Here is a 17682-nt window from a genome sequence, read left to right as displayed (position 1 = left end):
TGAGGAGCGAGACATCTCATTAAAGAGACGCTCGTTCTTATCTTTAATTTTAGCGAGCAAAATGTAAAAATCTCAGGAAATTTCAAAGGAAGAAGGTTCGGAAAAACGGCTCGTAAATGACGGTTTTCCTCTCTCTTACGAGAGTAATTGAGTCATTATCAGCGTGATACTGTTTATTAATCAGGTGATTTGGTTGATAACGTTTTATTAAGGTGCATCGGGCTTTTTTATGACTAATCGTCTTGCTCAATCTCAAAGCCTATACTTGCGGAAACACGCTGAAAATCCAATTGATTGGTGGTCTTGGGGGGAAGAAGCTTTGGAAAAAGCCCGTCAAGAGAATAAGCCAATCTTTTTATCTATTGGTTACTCTAGCTGCCATTGGTGCACTGTCATGGAAGGCGAGGCTTTTTCTGACGAAGCGATCGCCGATTACATGAACGCCAACTTTTTACCCATTAAAGTTGACCGCGAAGAACGTCCCGACATCGACAGCATTTATATGCAGGCGTTGCAAGCGATGACCGGACAAGGCGGCTGGCCTCTCAATATTTTTCTATCGCCCGACGATCGCCTCCCCTTTTATGGCGGTACTTACTTTCCGGTAGACCCTAAGTACGGCAGACCCGGATTTTTGCAAACCCTGCAAGCCATTCGCCACTTTTATGACACTGAAACTGAGAAGCTACAAACTATAAAAGGGGAAATTTTCGATCGCCTCCAGCAAAGGGCAATCCTAGGCATCAGTGATTTGAGTAATGACCTGTTGCGCAATGGTTTGGAGTATAGCGCCGGTATTCTTAGCTCTAGAGGGATGGGTCCCAGTTTTCCCATGATTCCTTATGCAGCAACTGCCTTGAGGTTAAGTCGCTTTAATTTCCCAACCTCTCGCTACGATGCCCTGGCAATCTGTCGGCAGCGAGGGCTGGATATGGCATTAGGTGGAATTTTTGACGCTGTGGGCGGTGGCTTTCATCGTTATACGGTTGATTCTACTTGGACGGTTCCTCACTTTGAAAAAATGCTGTACGACAATGGGCAAATTGTTGAATATCTTGCTGATTTGTGGAGCGTAGGTGTTCAAGAGCCAGCCTTTGAACGGGCGATCGCCCACACGGTTACCTGGCTGAAGCGCGAAATGATGGCTCCCCAGGGCTACTTCTACGCCGCCCAAGATGCCGATAATTTTGCCACTCCCGAAGATGTTGAGCCTGAAGAAGGCAACTTCTATGTCTGGAGTTATCAAGAACTGGAACAGATTCTGACTGCCAATGAATTAGCAGAACTTAAAACTCACTTCAACATCACGCCTGGAGGCAATTTTGAGGGTAAGATAGTTCTCCAACGTCAGCGGTCTGAAGCGTTTTCTGAAACGATAGAAGCTTCTCTACAAAAGCTGTTTATCATTCGCTACGGCGCAGCAAATATTGCAACATTTCCACCCGCCCGCAACAACCAAGACGCCAAAACCTATCCTTGGGCAGGACGTATTCCTCCAGTTACCGACACTAAAATGATCGTGGCTTGGAACAGCCTCATGATTTCGGGTTTAGCCAGAGCCTCGGTTGTCTTTCAAAAACCAGAGTATTTTGATCTTGCTGCCCAATCTGCACAGTTTATTCTAGATCAACAATGGCAGGACGCTCACTCTGAGACTGGTTCAAGGGGTCGCTTTCATCGTCTTAACTATAATGGCAACCCCGCTGTTATTGCCCAATCTGAAGACTATGCTCTGTTTATTAAGGCTCTCCTCGACCTCGACCAAGCCTCTCTCTTTACCTCGACCTCCAACGACTGGCTGAGCCATGCTACCCAGGTTCAGGCTGAATTCGATGAGTTTTTGTGGAGCATCGAAGGCGGTTATTACAACACTGATGCCAGCGCTAATTTGGTCGTTCGGGAGCGCAGCTTTGATGATACTGCCACACCCTCAGCCAATGGTGTGGCGATCGCCAACCTCATACGCCTTGCCCTTGCCACTGAAGATTTGTCGTACCGCGATCGGGCTGAACAAGCGCTTCAGTCATTCGCGCGGATCATGCAAGAATCGCCTCAGGCTTGTCCCAGTCTCTTCTCTGCCCTCGACTGGCTTTCTAACCCGACGCTTGTGCGTATTCGGGCAACGGTTGGTTTAGAACGACATTACCTACCCACGGTGATGCAGCAGTTAACGCCAGAGTTGCCAGCAGGTGCAGTTGGACTGGTTTGTCAGGGGTTGAGTTGCCAAGAACCTGCGATGAGCATAGAGCAGATGCAAACGCAAATTCAGCAAAGTTTAGTCCACAGCTTTTAAGCATTCTTGTGGGTTAACGCCCGGCTGGAATTCCACTAATCCGCAGCAGATCCTTTACTGTTGGGCAGTAGCCGCTTAGCCCAAAACTACTCGGACTGACTGGATGGGCATAGGTGAAATGCCGATACTCAATGCAGAACCGATCCCACTCCGCCATTTGAATGCGGAATACTTTAATAAAGAAATTTGCCCAGTGAATGGATAGCGGAATTTGAAACAGAATTGATTTTTTGAGGTAAGCGCAGATTTCGGCAATGGCTTGGTCGGCGGTCAATGCCGGGTTGCCTAAGACAAATTCGTGAGGATCATCTAGCTCAGGAGGATGCTCTAGCAGACACAGCACAACTTGGGCAATGTCTTTGGCATGGAGAAAGTGGAAGCTGCCATCGGCTTGAAAAAAGCGAATGAGATTCATCCATTTAACAATGTCGCCGATGCCGGCAGAAATGTGAGAGTAGGGTTTTTGCTCATCTCCACCAAAGACTAGGGTAGGGAAGAGTGTCGTAATTTTGGGGGCGATCGCCAACTTTGCCAACTGTTGATGGCATTGGTATTTCGATTTAATGTAGTCTGTGCCAATGTCTCCGGCTTCCAGCAACGGTTGATTGTCTCGCCCTAAAATGCTGGCAGTCGAAAAATATAAAACCTGCTGACACACCTCCAGATCTAGCAGATTCATCAGCCGAATTGTTTTAACCACATTAATGTCTTGCGTTTCGATCGCCCCGCCCCAAGAGGTCGCTGCCAAAATGGCAATGTCTATTGTTTTCAAGAGCCTGCCGACCTGCTCAATATCATGCATATCGCCTTGAATGATCGTGACTCCAGGACGAGCATTGTAATCAAACTTCGGCTTTTGGGGATCTCTAACAAACAGAAATAAGTCGTGGGTTGTGTCACGGATTAGAGCATCGGCAATATAGTGACCAATGCATCCACTGGCACCTGTCATAAAGATTCGTTTAGCAGTCATGAGTGAGAAGGTAACGCCATAGCTACGGGATTATAGCGGATGTGGGGACGAGTTCGTCGGTAGAAAATAGATCTATGTAAGAGAGCATCAAAAGATCCCTAGTTTCTTTAAGAAGCCAGGGATAAGGGTAGCGCTTAAATGGCACGCCTTGAATGGAAATTAGGCTGTAAATTAGGCGGCATCAACGAGTTGAAGTTCGCGGTTCGTGATAGTCTCTCGCATTTCTAGCTTGAGGATAGAAAGCTGGTTGCGCAGTAGGTTTAAATCGATCTCAATTTCGGTGCGCTTGTCTTGGGCAATTAGCAGGTTTGCGACGGCTTTACGATACTCAGCAGATGCCATCATTTCAACTCGTCTGGCTTTACGCTGAGCATCATTTTTAAAGTCTGGGTCGAAGGCGATCGAGGTATCAATGGCAGCCGTTAAATGATTAAGAATATCTTGAAGCCTGCGGATATGTTGCTCGGTTTGAAGTAATTGACGCTGTTGTTGGGCGATCGCGGTGGGATAATCGAAAAGTTTCATGGTGATTGTTGGAGGAAACACGGCTAAAATTTGTAAGAATCTCTAGGCTGCAACCTGACTATCTGTAACTTTAGAAATAGGCTCAGAAGTAGACTCAGAAGCGTTTTGAGACGGCTGCTCTGACTGAGCAGTCTGAAGCCTTTGCATTTCCAACTCAAACGCACGACGGTTAAATGCATAGGCGCGATCGCCTTCTAAGACATGGAACAAAACATCATCCAGAAGTGATTCAACAGAGAGTTCTAGCCAGTTGCTCAAAGCTTGCTGTAGATCTTCAACAGAGTATGCACTTCCCTCTTCTCGAATGAAGTGGTTTTTTAGTTGAGTTGCAGCTTCGCTCAACGTGCCTTGAATCGTGCTATCGTTGATTAACTGAGAGTTCATTAAGCGTTCTCTGGGATAGATAAAATAAGGTTGACTTTATCGTTCTTCGATGTATCTATTTTAGCACTCGGAACTCCCAGTGTGTAGAGATGTAATGCTGTGAGTCGTGTTCTGAAAACCGCCCTAGACACTACTTTAAGAACTCGTTATTTTTATTTCTAATGCTCTACGCTTAGGCGTATGATCAAGCCATCCGTTGTCAATTTCATCCATACACCATGACTACCATTTGGGAGTTAGATTTTTACTCGCGCCCTGTCCTTGATGCAGGGCAGAAAAAACTCTGGGAAGTGCTTATTTGCGAAAGTCCCCTTGATGTTCGCACTCAGCCTGATTCCCTCTTCCGCTACTCCCAATTTTGTAGCAACACAGAAGTTAACTCAGTCTGGCTGAAAGCAGCACTTGAGAAGGCGATCGCCCAAGCTCCTCAGCCGCCCGATCGGGTTCGCTTCTTTCGCCGCCAAATGAATAACATGATTACCAAAGCGTGTGCCGACACAGGCATTCTGGCATCTCCTAGCCGTCGGACTCTGGCGCTTAACCAATGGATTCAAGAACGCATGACGCGCGTTTATCCAGCAATGGAAAACTATCAGGTTGTCGTGAATCCTTCCGTCATCCTGCCAGAGGTGCCCGCTCAGGCACTCCCCGATGCCCTTCTTGGCGAACGTTGGGCATTTGTCACCCTCGAAACTTCGGCGTTTGCTGAAATGCCAGAGTGGGAGATTGGCTTTAGCGAATCTTTCCCGCCCGAAATGTTTGACCTCTCACCCCATACGCCTATCCCTGGCTTAATTATTTTCTCGTCTCGGGCGCTGCCTCTAGCCGCCTGGATGTCAGGATTAGAGCTAGCGTTTTTACGGTTCAATCCCTCTCCGCCTCAGCTTGTCCTAGAAACGGGAGCCAATGACTCTTGGGTTTTGGCAAACCTGCCCACTGCTGAGTTGCAAGCGGAAGTTAAAGGGTTTGAAGCCAAAAAACTAGAGGCTAATCAGGTCCATTTTGTGGCTGTGCAGGCTGACCAAAACTCGGAAGCGTTCGCAGGATTCTGGCTGATGCAAGAACTTAAGCTGGCGTAAAGTCGCTTCTATTCTTGAAAAGATTGAGGGGTTTTTGAAAAGATTAAGAGGCAGTTTACCCCAAGATCAATGGCAAAATTTTCAGTACGTAAAGCAGCGGTGCATACGATGAGTTCTGAGTACTATGAGTCCTGAATACTATGAATCCTGATCAGTCACAACAGGAATTAATGGCAGAGCAATTGCTGGAACTGGCAATGCGATCGGGTGCTGGGGCGGCAGAGGTTTTTCAGTCGCAGTCTTTGTCTCGTCCTGTTTTTTTTGAAGCCAATCGACTTAAGCAACTAGAAAGTTCTCAGGCAGAAGGAATTGCCCTCAGGCTCTGGCGAGAAGGTTGCCCTGGTTTAGCTGTTGCCTATGGTCCGGTTGAGCCGCAGGCATTAGTGGAACGGGCGATCGCCATTAGTCAACTTAACGAACCTGAAACCATTGAGCTATCACCCGCCTCCCAGGCTCACTATCCTAACCTTGGCAAAGAAGTTAGCGTTAACCAACTGGTGGAATGGGGCAAAGAGGCAATCGCCCTGCTGCGAGAGTTTAACGCCGAGTTGCTCTGCGACTCTGAGTGGGAATGCGACATAGAAACCATCCGTCTGCTCAATTCCAACGGCTTAGACTGTGGCTACACCGACACCACCCTCAGTTGCTACCTCTCGGCAGAGTGGGTGCGAGGAGACGACTTTTTGAGCGTTTCGGATGGTCAGACCCAGCGCGGACGGCTTGACCCTGTGGTGCTAGCTCAGCAAGTTATGCAGCGTTTGGAATGGGCACAAAAGAATGCCGCTCCACCCGCCGGACGAGTGCCTGTCTTGTTCACGTCTAAAGCGGCAGATATGCTTTGGGGCACTGTGCAGGCAGCGATGAATGGTAAACAGGTGGTGGAGAAGGCTTCGCCCTGGGGCGATCGCCTAGGAGAACCCATTACCTCATCTGCCCTTACTCTGTCACAACAGCCCGATGCCGGGCCGTTTAGCTGTCCTTTTGATGATGAAGGCACGCCGACTCAGCCCATTACCTTCATAAAAGAGGGCGTACTCCAGCTTTTCTATACCGATCGCACTGTCGGACGGGCGCTGACTAGCGGCACTACAGGCAATGGTTTTCGTTCGGGGTTAGGAAGCTATCCAACGCCAGGATTATTTAATTTGATTGTTGAGTCGGGAACGCGATCGCTCCCCGATTTAATTGGCACCTTAGAGCAAGGCATTGTGGTTGACCAAATGCTAGGGGGTGGAGCAGGTATTTCTGGAGAGTTTTCGGTCAATGTGGAGTTAGGGTACCGGATTGAGCAAGGCGAGATTGCGGGGCGAGTGAAAGATACAATGGTTGCAGGCAATGTCTACACGGCTCTAAAAAATTTGGTGGAGTTGGGAGGCGATGCCGATTGGAATGGTTCGTGCTATACGCCGTCAGTGATTGTGGAAGGGCTATCGACCACGGGGCGGAATTAAAACTGGGACGTTCCGGTGCTCTGAACGCTACTCTGAATCAATCTTTCGCCCTAAATAAGGAAAACTGAATTTTCCGACTGCAATTTAGCGCTGCTCAAAATGATTCTGATTCCCAGCTTCTTAATGAGATGCATTGGCGTTGCTGAATGAAGGTATAAAGATCCGGTTCCCCTGCCCTCGTAGGGAAGGGGTTAGGGGTTAGGTTGAGTTAGCAACGCAGTGAGAGCGACCTCTCCCCAAACCCCTCTCCTAAAGGAAAGGGGCTTTGAGCAGATTCATACTCTTGTTCAATAATGTTGATGCATTTTAGGAGATTTCCATCAATTAAAATCCCTTTGTGGGGCAGGCATCTTGCCTGCATTGAAAGCAGTATGCAGGCAAGATGCCTGCCCCACGGGTATATTCTGATTCGGAAATCTCCTTATGTCCTGAAAGAAAGGGGCTTTGAGCAGATTCATACTCCTATTCAACAATGTTGTGACTGTTACGCTGAGAGCGATCGCCCTTTTTTACCGGCTTCTTTCGTTTTCAAACTCCGCTAGAATACAGGCTTCGATGAAAATGAAAGCGATTCATGTATCCATAAAACAATCCGCAAAGGAGAAGAATAATGGCAGACAACTTACACCGCAGACCGTTGGTTTTGGCTGGCATTTTTCTGGGCATTGGCTTAGGCGGTTTTGTGGACGGCATTGTTCTGCATCAAATTCTGCAAGTTCATAATATGCTCTCTAGCCGCTTCCCACCCGATACTTTAGTAAATGCCAAAATCAACATGACATGGGACGGTTATTTCCATGCAGCGGTATTCGTTATGGTCGCTGTTGGTCTTTATTTACTTTTTCGCGCTGGACAGCAGCGTAACGTGCCGTGGTCGGGCAAGATTTTACTAGGTTCACTCATTGCCGGATGGGGCTTGTTCAACTTGGTCGAGGGCATTATTAACCATCAAATTCTTGGCATTCATCATGTTTATGAATATGCAACCAACAAGCTGCCCTTTGACTTAGGTTTCTTGCTATTTGGCGGTGTTCTTTTGCTGCTCGTGGGCTGGCTGCTAATCCGGGCGGGCAGTCATGACACCTTTCCTCGGGGTGAAGTTTCATAAGCTCTTCTGACGATCGATATAATTGCTAAGGGCGAGTGGTCTTCACCGTTCCTTGCAGTTATGAGTCTCATGAATGAATCAGTATTTTGCAACAGTGGCGCGCGGGCTAGAAATGCTGGCAGCGCAAGAGTTAGAACAGTTGGGTGCCAACGCTGTAGAGCCGGGGTTTTGTGGCGTGGCGTTTGCGGGCGATCGCACGTTGCTGTATCACGTTAATCTGTGGGCGCGGCTACCCTTTCGGATCTTAATGAAGCTGCATGAATTTCCTTGCCAAAATTCAGAAGATCTTTATCGAGGGATTCAAACAATTGACTGGTTGCAGTACCTTACCCCAGATCTAACCTTAGCGGTTAATGCAACGGGCAAAAGTGAGCAGCTAAACCATACTCATTTCACAGCGCTTCAGGTTAAAAGAGCGATCGTTGATCAACAGCAAGAACGGCTGGGCGATCGCTCTAGTGTTGAGTTGCAGTCACCCGATGTACAAATCAGTGTCCATCTTGAACGCAACGTGTGTACCGTCAGTTTAGATAGTTCGGGGCAGAGCTTGCACCGTCGCGGCTATCGTCCGGCAGTTGGGGCTGCACCGCTGAAGGAATCGTTGGCAGCGGCGCTGATCCAATTGTCGGGCTGGCAGCCTGAACAAATGTTTTACGATCCGCTCTGTGGGTCAGGGACGTTACCTTTAGAGGCGAGTTTGAAAGCACTCAACATTGCACCGGGTTTGTTTCGGGAACAGTTTGGGTTTGAAACCTGGCTAGATGCTGACCGACCTTTGCTAGAAAAATTGATTCAATCTGCTGAAGCGAACCAGCACGAAACCATTCCTGCACCCATTTGGGGCAGCGATCGCGATGAAAATGTGATTGAGCAAGCGATCGCTAATGCAACAAACTGTGGTGTACTGAACCACGTTTATTTCGCAGCGATCGACCTGGAAGACGTTGCTGCCCCAGCAGACAGCGGTGTAGTATTCTGCAATCCACCCTATGGCGAACGGCTAGAACGGGAGAGCGACTTGGGCACATTTTATAAGCAATTAGGCGACGTGCTGAAGCAACGCTTCAAAGGCTGGACGGCGTTTGTCCTCAGTGGCAATAAAGAACTCTCGCAGTCGATCGGATTAAAATCGTCCCAACGGATTGCAGTTTATAATGGCACCTTGCCTTGTCAGTTAATGAAGTACGAACTGTACTGAGTAAGTGTTGCTGAATGATCGTAAGATCGCAAGAAAATCTGAAATTATGGCAATTGATTTTAGCTGGCTGGCACGACACGATAGTTTCCTTTCAGTTGTGACTGAAAGCGATTCTCAGCGTTTAGAACTGATCTACTTCTTAGAAAATATTTTGCAGGAATTTGCATTATTCTTGAAAGTCATTTTGGAATTCATTGCCATCTTGATTGTTGCAATTTCCTTTGTAATTACGTTGCGGAAGCTGATTCGCAGAAAGCAAAAACGGTTCCAATCGGCTCAACAGGAAATTCGCTTAGAACTCGGCATCTCATTAGCACTTTCACTAGAGTTTCTTTTAGCCGCAGATATTGTGAGTACAGCGGTTTCGCCCAGTTGGGATGCGATCGCCAGATTGGCTGCTGTAACAGGCATTCGCACATTCTTAAACTTTTTCCTGCAAAGGGAAGTACGAGAGTTACAGCAAACAAATCAGATTACACAAGATCAGATTTACTCAGAAGACCAAAGAAATGATTAACCACTACAAAAGTACGAAGATATTCCTTTCTATTTCCATTTTGAAAACCCTATTTCCGTACTGAAAACAACTGATAGGATAACGAAACCCTGCCTAATTTAGACTTGCCTGCTAGAGTATGAGCGCGTTAAAGCTCATTTAGGACGAACTGGATATGGGTTGTAGTTTAACCGCTCCCATTGCTGGGGGTTGCTGTAAGCTAGAGCCATATAACTCAACAAATCGATTGAAAAGTTGCATCGCTTTATGATCAGACTTACCCCATTTGGAGGAATGGTTAAGGTTTGACTGAGCCAGCTTAGAGAGGTAAGGCAAATCTTCAAACAACGTTAGGCTAGAAGCGACATGCAATAGAATTTGTAATAGCGGTTTTGGCAGGGGTAGGTTGCTATAAATATCAATGAACAACTTATGTTCGTTGTTGCTAAGCGGTAGAACATTAAAAATAACAGCTATTTTCTTACCGCTGTAGACAGGAACATTCAGTTCAATGGTATACGGAGTGTGTAATACCAGTGCCACTTCAACGATCGGCTGGCGCAACACCTTAAGGACATTCAGAGATGAGTCTAGAACTGTTTGAAACTTGATGATGCCGCCGCTCGCTGTTGCTTTAAATTGGCTGACATCAGTAACTTTGAGGTTATTGAGGCTAAAACCGTGAACTGACTCTAGATGCTTTAAATTCAGCAGGTGATAGATTTGGCAAAGATAAGGAATTGGCAGGATATATTCTTGAGTAATCAGGTGATACTTCTCTAACTGAAGCATTCTCGCTTCAGTCTTATGGCGATAGGTTTCGTGTTGAGGAGTGCCTGAATCTATTTTGTAGTACTTAAGCGTGCTAATGTTTTCGATGGGCGAGCTTTCGGCTTCTGAATGTCTTGGCTTTAAGTGAACCCAAACAATGCACAGTGAGAAAACCAATGAGATCGGAATCAATTCGGGTGCAGATAACGCACCATCTGCAAAGCAAGCCAAACACCGCTCAGTAACAGCAAACATCCAAGAGAAAATACCAAATAGCCAAACGCCGTATCGAACTTTGCTGATAAGCTGAGACGGTTTAGAAGACACACTGATACCTGTAGCTTGATCGTTATTAGAATAGCGTGTAGGAGTAGTCATTGACGTGTACTAGGATTACGTTTGCAGGCAAGCCTAAGCGCTAACTTACTATTGACTTCACAATCCATAGATTGCTTTTGAGTTGATAAAGCGTCAGCCTTTGACTTTTGATTAGGACAATAGAAAATACCACGATCGCATCACACGCTTGACAGTGCCGCCCCACACATTAAAAGGCTGCACGTCTGTTAGTGTGTAGTTTGTGGCATACTTGCTTATGCACACTTATAGAAGAACTTTTTGTGATACCTTGGCTAATAGTCGCCCTGGGTGAAAGAATACAAAGGGGAATGCTTAGAGAGTTCTCGAGAATGCAGAAGCGATCGCTCCAAGCAACACAACAAACCCTAGCGATCGCCGGAAATAATTAACGCCCTCGAATATTTCTTGCCATGCCCATGTAAACAATGAACCAAAAGCTATGGCACCCAACCCCCTATGAATGCTGTCACCTGTCGGTATGAGCGTAAGTAGCGTTGCAGTTAGAAAAACCAAAATTGGCAAGTTTGGCATCTGAGCAACAACGATGTTTCCGTCGCTGTCTCGAAAAGCTTTGTCAAATAACGAGTTTTGCATGATTCTAAGATAGTCTTTACAAGTCTTTACGAGAAGTATAGGTTTCCCAGACTACTTGCCCCTCATTCGTTAGTAATAAGTTTTTTTTGCTTCTATTTCTTTGGACAGGGGCGTAGATAACTTAGCAGACATAGGCTCTCGAAAAGATCTCAAAAATACTGTTTTGATTGAAGAACAGATTGCCTGTTGCAGCCCTATAAGTAATGAAACCTGCACTGAGAGGCGCCTGATCATCGTTGGCGACGATCGCCACATTTGCAGGCGTAAGGGCACCGAACGTGCCTGGATCTAAACACTGATGTTATTGTCGAGAGCGTTGCCTGTTCCGTTAATGGTATTAATTCTGGTCAAGACTAATTCCTCAATTTTGGCTTCTAGCGTGAAGCTAACCGAAACCTCTACGGTATCAATGCCTTCATTAAGGTTTTCAAACACCCGATCGCCAATGCTATCAACAATGTAGCGATCGTTGTCTTTCTCACTGCTCAGACAGTCATCCCCAGTTCCACCATTAAGAATATCGTTTCCTTCATCTCCAAATAATCTTGTTTCTGCTTCATGCCGTTTACCTGATGGCATTACATTAGGAGCAATGCACAAGCCAGTCAGCCTGAAAAAGTTAGGAGTGTTTTAAGGCGATCGATCAAAAAAAGTTAGCTATAGTCAGATAAAGTCTGTTCAGCAAAAATCATTTGTGTGAATGGGTAACATTTCCGCTTGTGTAATAAGCTATAAATCGTGCTTTCAGTAAACGGTGAGTCTGGTTATGAGTCAATCTTGGGTTGTCAATGGCGATCGTAATAGAATTTCAAATTTCGTTAAAAAAAACCTATCCCTTACCCTCCAAAAAAAGCTCATTCCACCCGAACGATTCTGGGACTTACTTTCTTTTGAAGGGAACTTCAGCGTTGATTTGGGCAATGAGCAGTTTCAGGTGAGCCATACTGGAGAGTGGCTAGAAAATTCGTTGTTTTGGAAAGGTCTCTCAGGGTACGAACCCATCAGCTTTGAACTGTGGAAAAATGCTTGTCAGTTCTCTAAAACTATTCTAGATATTGGAGCCAACACGGGGCTTTATTCTCTCATTGCCAAGACCGTCAACCCGTCCTCAAAAGTTTATGCCTTCGAGCCATTGCCCTCTTTTAACAAAGCCCTTAGAGAGAATATTCACCTCAATCATTACGATATTCAGGTGGTTGACCAAGCTGTTTCTAATTTTATGGGTACTGCCGAATTCTATGTGCCTCAGCGAGGGCAAGGAAATCTCTACTCTGCGTCTCTCAGTTTAGAACATTACGAAAATCATCAGAAAAGCACGCCGATTGTGCATCAAGTGCAGGTTACTACACTAGATACCTTTGTTGAAAAACAAGGCATTCGATCGGTTGATTTGGTCAAAATTGATGCCGAAGGACAAGATGCTAACGTGTTGAAAGGTTTTTTGAATTCAATACAGCAGTTCCAGCCAGATTTTATTGTTGAAGTTCAAAGTGATGAAATTGGGCAGGAAATTCAAGCCATATTGACTCCAGAAAAATACCTCTACTTCAACGTTGATGAGGTCACCGGACTGAAACAAACGGATGTCTTACAAAGAAATTATTGGTTGAACTTCTGGATCTGTAAGGTTGAGACTGCGCAAAAGCTTAATTTAATTTGAGAAGATTAGAAATTGAGTAAGCTTTCCAGTACTTCCCTAAACCTTCAAGGTTCGTTAGAGGTTGTCTGAGAAGTCTAGGTTTCTATCCAATCCGCCCCCTAAATCCCCCATTTTGGGGGACTTTGAAGAAGGAGTGGCTCGGAAGTCCCCTAAAATGGGGGGTTGGGGGGCGAGTGTAAGAATCTTTGATACTTCTCAGACATCCTCTTAGAAGATTGGAGATATCTGTGCTTTTAAATCTTTTAGCGTTACCTAGAATACTGGTGAACTTTAGATTCAGAATAGCGGCGCCTTGAAGTTTCCGTTACTCTATTCAGCAGGTTAGAATTCATCAGGTTAGAATTACAAAGAGAAACAGGTTGCATCTAGTCTCAAGGTTTTAGGCAAGCGGTTTAGTAGGCACTCGCTCCAGATCATCATGGTAAGAATACTACTTGGCGGTATCTGTACAGTTTTAGCTCTCTACATTTCAGTTCGGTCTGATAATGAGAAAATTCGCACCAGTTCTGCCTTTGTTGCTTCTTGTTTTGTAAGCTTCACTGCAACCAGCCTAATTTTAGAGCGCAGCAGACGGCGCAAAAGTAGAACTATCCGCGGTGACTTGTATGTGGACAGGCTCAGGGAAATGAACCGAGAGCAGCAATTATTGCTCGAAGACTCTACTCCTAAAGTCTGCCGAGGCTGTTGTCATTATCATGGGCATCGCTATGGCGGCGAACGGTTGGTTTGTGCGATGCATCCCTACGGGGTTGAGCAAGAGGAATGTGGCGATCGCCAAGAATCATAAAGACAGGATGCGCTATTCTTAACGTCAAATGGTTTGGAGGAGAGCGGCTCTTGAACACTGGCGAACAACCTTCTCTTTTTGCTGATGACGATTTAAAGAGGACTTCTTTCCGGTATCAAGATCAGCCCGGACTATGGATGAGCCAAGGAACCTTGTCGCAATGGAAGGTGCGGGTTGCAGAGTATCAGGATGAAGTGCGGTTTAGTCCAATTGAGGAACAGGGTTTGCTGTTTGATATCGTTGCTTCGACTGTGAAGGCAGAGGCGATCGATCCTTTTTCTCTGTACCTCTATAACTTTTTCTTTTTTGAACAACCTGCCCACAAACATCCTGATCAGCCTAGCCTATACTTTGTGATAGATGTGCAAGTACCGTTATTGTTGTATGTCGGTGAAACCGTGAAGGCAAACCAGCGTTGGAAGGGAATCCATGACTGCAAGCGCTATGTTTTAAACTACCGAGATCTTCATGCTAAGTACGGTATTGAAACCGCCATTAATACTGCATTTTACTGGGATATTCCGGCAGAAGTGCGTCCTCGGCAACAGTTAGAATCGGCTTTAATTGAACGGTGGCGATCGCCTTTTAACAAACAAAATTGGAACTTTTGGGGAACGCCTTTTGTGGGCGGAAAGATGACATAAAATCAGGGAAATCATGAAAATCTTAGTTCTCAATGCTGGGTCGAGTAGCCAAAAAAGTGGTCTTTATGATTTTGAGGGAGAAATTCCCCAAAATCCTCCTTCACCCATTTGGGAAGGACTGATTGACTGGGGCTATCAACCCGGAACTGTGGAAATTAAGATTAAGACCCAACACATGACGAAAACTGAATCTTTACCCATGACCTCTAGATCGGAGGTGATGAAGCACCTGATCTCGACCCTGTGGCAAGGCGAAACTCAGGTGATTTCTGGAATGGATGAGATTAAGGGCGTGGGGCATCGGGTGGTGCAGGGTGGACGAGAGTATCGGGAAAGTGTGTTAATTACGCCGGCGGTGAAGGCGGCGATCGCGCAGTTCTCTGCATTTGCGCCGCTTCATAATCCTCTCAACTTAGAGGGGATCGAGGTCATGGAACAGTTGGGAACTATGCCCCAAGTGGCAGTTTTTGACACCGCTTTTCATGCCCAAATGCCACCGACTTCCACAGTTTATCCCTTGCCCTATGACTGGTATGAACAGGGCATTCAGCGTTATGGCTTCCATGGCACTAGCTATCAATATGTGACTGAGCGATCGGTTCAAATTCTGGGTATGCCTCAGTCTCGGCTGATTATCTGCCATTTAGGAAACGGTTGTTCTTTGGCTGCCATTCGGGATGGGCGCAGTATTGCCACTACCATGGGGTTTACGCCGCTGGATGGCGTAATGATGGGAACGCGCTGTGGCTCGATCGATCCAGGTATTTTGATTTATCTACTGCGACAGGGGCATTCGGTGGATGATCTCGATCGCGCCCTAAATCGCAATTCTGGTTTGCTGGGCGTTTCTGGCGTGTCATCTGATATGCGCCAGATTCTGGGCGCTAAGGCAGAAAATTCACGGGCACAACTGGCGTTTGATTTGTTTGTAGATCGGCTGCGATCGTCCATTGCTTCTTTGTTACCTGGTTTAGGCGGCTTGGATGCGCTGGTGTTTACAGCAGGCATTGGCGAACATTCAGCAAACGTGCGATCGGCAGTTTGTCAGGGGTTTGAGTTTTTGGGGTGGCAGTTAGATGGGGATTTAAACAATCATTCGCCCATGGATCAAGATATTGCGACGGCGGCTTCGGCAGTGCGAATTTTAGTTGTTCATACTGAGGAAGACTGGGCGATCGCCAAGGACTGTTGGCGATTGCTGAAAAACGTAGGTTAGGAAGTTGCAATTAAATAACGCCCCGAATCGCCCCCTAAATTCCCCATTTTGGGGGACTTTGAAAGGTTCGGAAGTCCCCCAAAATGGGGGATTTAGGGGGCTGAAAAGTCAAAGCATCCCACTGGGGTTTTATCTTCATGCAACTCCCTTAACTTCCTTCCCCTAGTTCGTCCAGAAATTTTTGAACCATTCCAATCATGACAGCAGGCAACTCTAACTGAGGCGTTAATCCGACATCTTCTAAAATTTCTAAAAATCGAACGGCTTGCGGGTTGAGCTTCGCCAGCTTTTCGCCAATGGTGTAGTCAGTCAGCTGAGACTGCTTGCCCCAAATGATGGCGGTAGGGGTAGTCAATTGCGGCATAAACTCTGCTAAATCAAAGCATAAATCGCCGCGTACAAAGGAAAGTGCAGTCAACTCGGCATGGGGAAGTTGGGCAGAAGTGAGGTAAGCATCGACTATTTCCTGAGAGATCCGATTAGGGCGAGCAAACTGACGATTCGATAAAAATCCGCGAATACCGGAGTGAGTGGCGATCGCTGCACTGTAAAAAAATCGGTCAAAGATGGGAATGCTGACCAGCTTGGCAAAAAAATTGCTCTTGTAGTCTTTACCAAAATCTGCCACACCTGAAGGTGCGCAAAGAATCAGGGATTTAAACAAATGGGGATGCGCGATCGCCACCCGAATCACAAAGCCTGCTGTCAGCGATGATGCAACAACCGTTACAGGTTCTCCAGCGCAGGTTTGCTCTAAAAACTCTCGCAGCGTTACCAGATAATCTTCGACTTGATAGTTTCGTTGGAGGTGTTCCGATCGCCCCCAGCCCAATAAGTCGGGCGCCAAGATCCGGTACTCGAAGGCAAATGCTGGATAAACCTTCGACCACTCGTATGCCGAGGAACCTCCGCCAAAGCCGTGCAAAAATACTAAGGTCGATCGCTTTTCTGTGGCTTCATGGGACGATCGCCAGGGTGCTGTGTCAGCAGTGTAGTAGACCAGTGAGCCTAAACTAGTGACGATGCTATGTTGGGAAAAACCAGGAGGTTGGAACATGTTGGAACATTAAACAACGATCAACATTTGCTTGCAGTTTAGCAAACTTGTTGCTGAGTAATTGATATTGTTTGTAACAGCTAAATAGCTGGCTTAACCGAGTGCTAAAGGACAAATTTGGCGATCGCCAGAGCTGCTCCATTCTCTGCCACAGTAGGCGCAACCCAATTTGCTGCCGCCTTGACTGCTTCGGGTGCATCACCCATTGCCACACCCACTCCCGCGTATTGAAGCATTTCTAGGTCATTAAAGTTATCGCCTAGTGTCATCACTTGATCAGGATGTAGACCCATCATTTTCTCTGCAATGTAGCGAACGGCAGCGCCTTTATTGACCTGGGGATGGGTTGCCTCTAGAAAGGTTGCAACAGATTTGGTGAAGTAAAACTCTTCGGGAGAGTAGCGAACTTGCAAGCCTAGCAGCAGTTCATCAATCAGGGCTGGGTCATCGCACAATGCCAAAATTTTGGTGGGTTCCGTTGCTAGGGTTTTGCGCAAATCTCCGACTGGAATGGGTTGAATCAGGGAGCGCTGAATGTAGTCTTTTGTGCCGTCTGTTATTTCGCGCACGTATAGCTCGTCGTTGATGTAGAAATGCACTGAAATTTTGTGCCGCAGATCAGGATGCTCAAAATAGTCTAAAAGCTGCTCTGCTCCAAGGCTAGAAACCGTCAGGTTTTGGTGAACTTTTTCGGTCATCGGATCTTTGATGAACGCGCCTTGATAGCTCATTAAGGGCATTGTAGAACCGAGCTCTTGGTGAAAGCGAAGGGCAGAACGGTACATGCGTCCTGTGGCGATCGCGACCTTCACACCTTTTGCCTGTGCTGCCTGAACCGCTTGTATAACAGCGGGTTGAATTTGATTTGTGGCACCAACGGTTGTGCCATCTAAATCTACAACGATGAGCCGAATGTCGTTTCCCATAGTTTTCTCCCAGTAGCTCTTTCTCCCAACAGCCTCCATCACCCTATCACTTGCTATGCTTTTGTGGCTGTATCGTAAATGAGGCATGGATAGATGAAGCCTGGATAGATGACACATGAATAGATATGGAACGCCTACCCCCTGGGGGGGATTGCGCGAT

Annotated in this window: 18 protein-coding genes; 10 read left to right on the top strand and 8 right to left on the bottom strand. The window is 46.6% G+C overall.

What is annotated here, in order from left to right; translation table 11 throughout:
• The first annotated feature begins 229 nt into the window (after positions 1 to 229).
• Positions 230 to 2293: a thioredoxin domain-containing protein gene (locus tag KME11_13095; protein ID MBW4516144.1), complete on the top strand. Its 2064-nt coding sequence runs from the start codon at positions 230 to 232 to the stop codon at positions 2291 to 2293.
• A 13-nt stretch (positions 2294 to 2306) separates the two neighbouring features.
• Here KME11_13095 and KME11_13090 read toward each other — a convergent pair whose 3' ends face one another.
• From KME11_13090 to KME11_13080, 3 genes are all read right to left on the bottom strand, one after another.
• On the bottom strand, positions 2307 to 3266 hold the full coding sequence (locus tag KME11_13090; protein MBW4516143.1) for an NAD(P)-dependent oxidoreductase: 960 nt from the start codon (positions 3264 to 3266) through the stop codon (positions 2307 to 2309).
• A 171-nt stretch (positions 3267 to 3437) separates the two neighbouring features.
• Positions 3438 to 3791, bottom strand: coding sequence for a hypothetical protein (locus tag KME11_13085; GenBank protein ID MBW4516142.1), 354 nt, complete (start codon positions 3789 to 3791; stop codon positions 3438 to 3440).
• Between the two features lie 42 nt (positions 3792 to 3833).
• Entirely contained in the window at positions 3834 to 4175 is a 342-nt protein-coding gene (locus KME11_13080) for a hypothetical protein (protein ID MBW4516141.1), read from the bottom strand.
• A 218-nt stretch (positions 4176 to 4393) separates the two neighbouring features.
• On the opposite strand from KME11_13080, the gene KME11_13075 reads away from it, so the two are divergent.
• The 5 genes from KME11_13075 to KME11_13055 all read left to right on the top strand — a co-directional run bounded on the left by KME11_13075 (position 4394) and on the right by KME11_13055 (position 9528).
• Complete coding sequence (locus KME11_13075; protein MBW4516140.1) at positions 4394 to 5254, top strand: Tab2/Atab2 family RNA-binding protein; 861 nt, start codon at positions 4394 to 4396, stop codon at positions 5252 to 5254.
• Positions 5255 to 5394: 140 nt separating this feature from the next.
• Positions 5395 to 6705: a TldD/PmbA family protein gene (locus tag KME11_13070; protein MBW4516139.1), complete on the top strand. Its 1311-nt coding sequence runs from the start codon at positions 5395 to 5397 to the stop codon at positions 6703 to 6705.
• Between the two features lie 610 nt (positions 6706 to 7315).
• Positions 7316 to 7813, top strand: a complete 498-nt coding sequence (locus tag KME11_13065; protein ID MBW4516138.1) for a DUF2243 domain-containing protein — start codon at positions 7316 to 7318, stop codon at positions 7811 to 7813.
• 73 nt (positions 7814 to 7886) lie between these two features.
• Positions 7887 to 9011, top strand: a complete 1125-nt coding sequence (locus tag KME11_13060; protein MBW4516137.1) for an RNA methyltransferase — start codon at positions 7887 to 7889, stop codon at positions 9009 to 9011.
• A gap of 46 nt (positions 9012 to 9057) precedes the next feature.
• Complete coding sequence (locus tag KME11_13055; protein MBW4516136.1) at positions 9058 to 9528, top strand: DUF1622 domain-containing protein; 471 nt, start codon at positions 9058 to 9060, stop codon at positions 9526 to 9528.
• A 138-nt stretch (positions 9529 to 9666) separates the two neighbouring features.
• On the opposite strand, the gene KME11_13050 is transcribed toward KME11_13055, so the two are convergent.
• From KME11_13050 to KME11_13040, 3 genes are all read right to left on the bottom strand, one after another.
• Complete coding sequence (locus KME11_13050; GenBank protein MBW4516135.1) at positions 9667 to 10656, bottom strand: hypothetical protein; 990 nt, start codon at positions 10654 to 10656, stop codon at positions 9667 to 9669.
• Between the two features lie 294 nt (positions 10657 to 10950).
• Entirely contained in the window at positions 10951 to 11232 is a 282-nt protein-coding gene (locus KME11_13045; GenBank protein MBW4516134.1) for a hypothetical protein, read from the bottom strand.
• Between the two features lie 288 nt (positions 11233 to 11520).
• Positions 11521 to 11811, bottom strand: coding sequence for a hypothetical protein (locus KME11_13040; GenBank protein ID MBW4516133.1), 291 nt, complete (start codon positions 11809 to 11811; stop codon positions 11521 to 11523).
• A 187-nt stretch (positions 11812 to 11998) separates the two neighbouring features.
• On the opposite strand from KME11_13040, the gene KME11_13035 reads away from it, so the two are divergent.
• From KME11_13035 to KME11_13020, 4 genes are all read left to right on the top strand, one after another.
• The gene (locus tag KME11_13035; GenBank protein ID MBW4516132.1) at positions 11999 to 12892 is read left to right on the top strand and encodes an FkbM family methyltransferase; all 894 of its coding nucleotides are present in this window, start codon (positions 11999 to 12001) and stop codon (positions 12890 to 12892) included.
• A 418-nt stretch (positions 12893 to 13310) separates the two neighbouring features.
• Positions 13311 to 13679 (top strand): hypothetical protein, encoded by a 369-nt coding sequence (locus tag KME11_13030; GenBank protein ID MBW4516131.1) that lies wholly within the window; start codon positions 13311 to 13313, stop codon positions 13677 to 13679.
• A gap of 50 nt (positions 13680 to 13729) precedes the next feature.
• Positions 13730 to 14323 carry a GIY-YIG nuclease family protein gene (locus KME11_13025; protein MBW4516130.1) on the top strand — a complete coding sequence of 198 codons (594 nt, stop codon included), beginning with the start codon at positions 13730 to 13732 and terminating at the stop codon, positions 14321 to 14323.
• Between the two features lie 13 nt (positions 14324 to 14336).
• A complete protein-coding gene (locus KME11_13020; GenBank protein ID MBW4516129.1) occupies positions 14337 to 15539 on the top strand; it encodes an acetate kinase in 1203 nt (400 codons plus the stop codon).
• A 148-nt stretch (positions 15540 to 15687) separates the two neighbouring features.
• Here the strand turns inward: KME11_13020 and KME11_13015 are convergent, their stop codons facing one another.
• The gene (locus KME11_13015; GenBank protein ID MBW4516128.1) at positions 15688 to 16596 is read right to left on the bottom strand and encodes an alpha/beta hydrolase; all 909 of its coding nucleotides are present in this window, start codon (positions 16594 to 16596) and stop codon (positions 15688 to 15690) included.
• A 104-nt stretch (positions 16597 to 16700) separates the two neighbouring features.
• Positions 16701 to 17522 (bottom strand): Cof-type HAD-IIB family hydrolase, encoded by an 822-nt coding sequence (locus KME11_13010; GenBank protein ID MBW4516127.1) that lies wholly within the window; start codon positions 17520 to 17522, stop codon positions 16701 to 16703.
• Positions 17523 to 17682: the final 160 nt, after the last annotated feature.

This window comes from Timaviella obliquedivisa GSE-PSE-MK23-08B (assembly GCA_019358855.1).
In the GTDB taxonomy this organism is placed as follows: Bacteria; Cyanobacteriota; Cyanobacteriia; order Elainellales; family Elainellaceae; genus Timaviella; species Timaviella obliquedivisa.
This window is presented reverse-complemented; position numbering and strand designations above follow the sequence as displayed.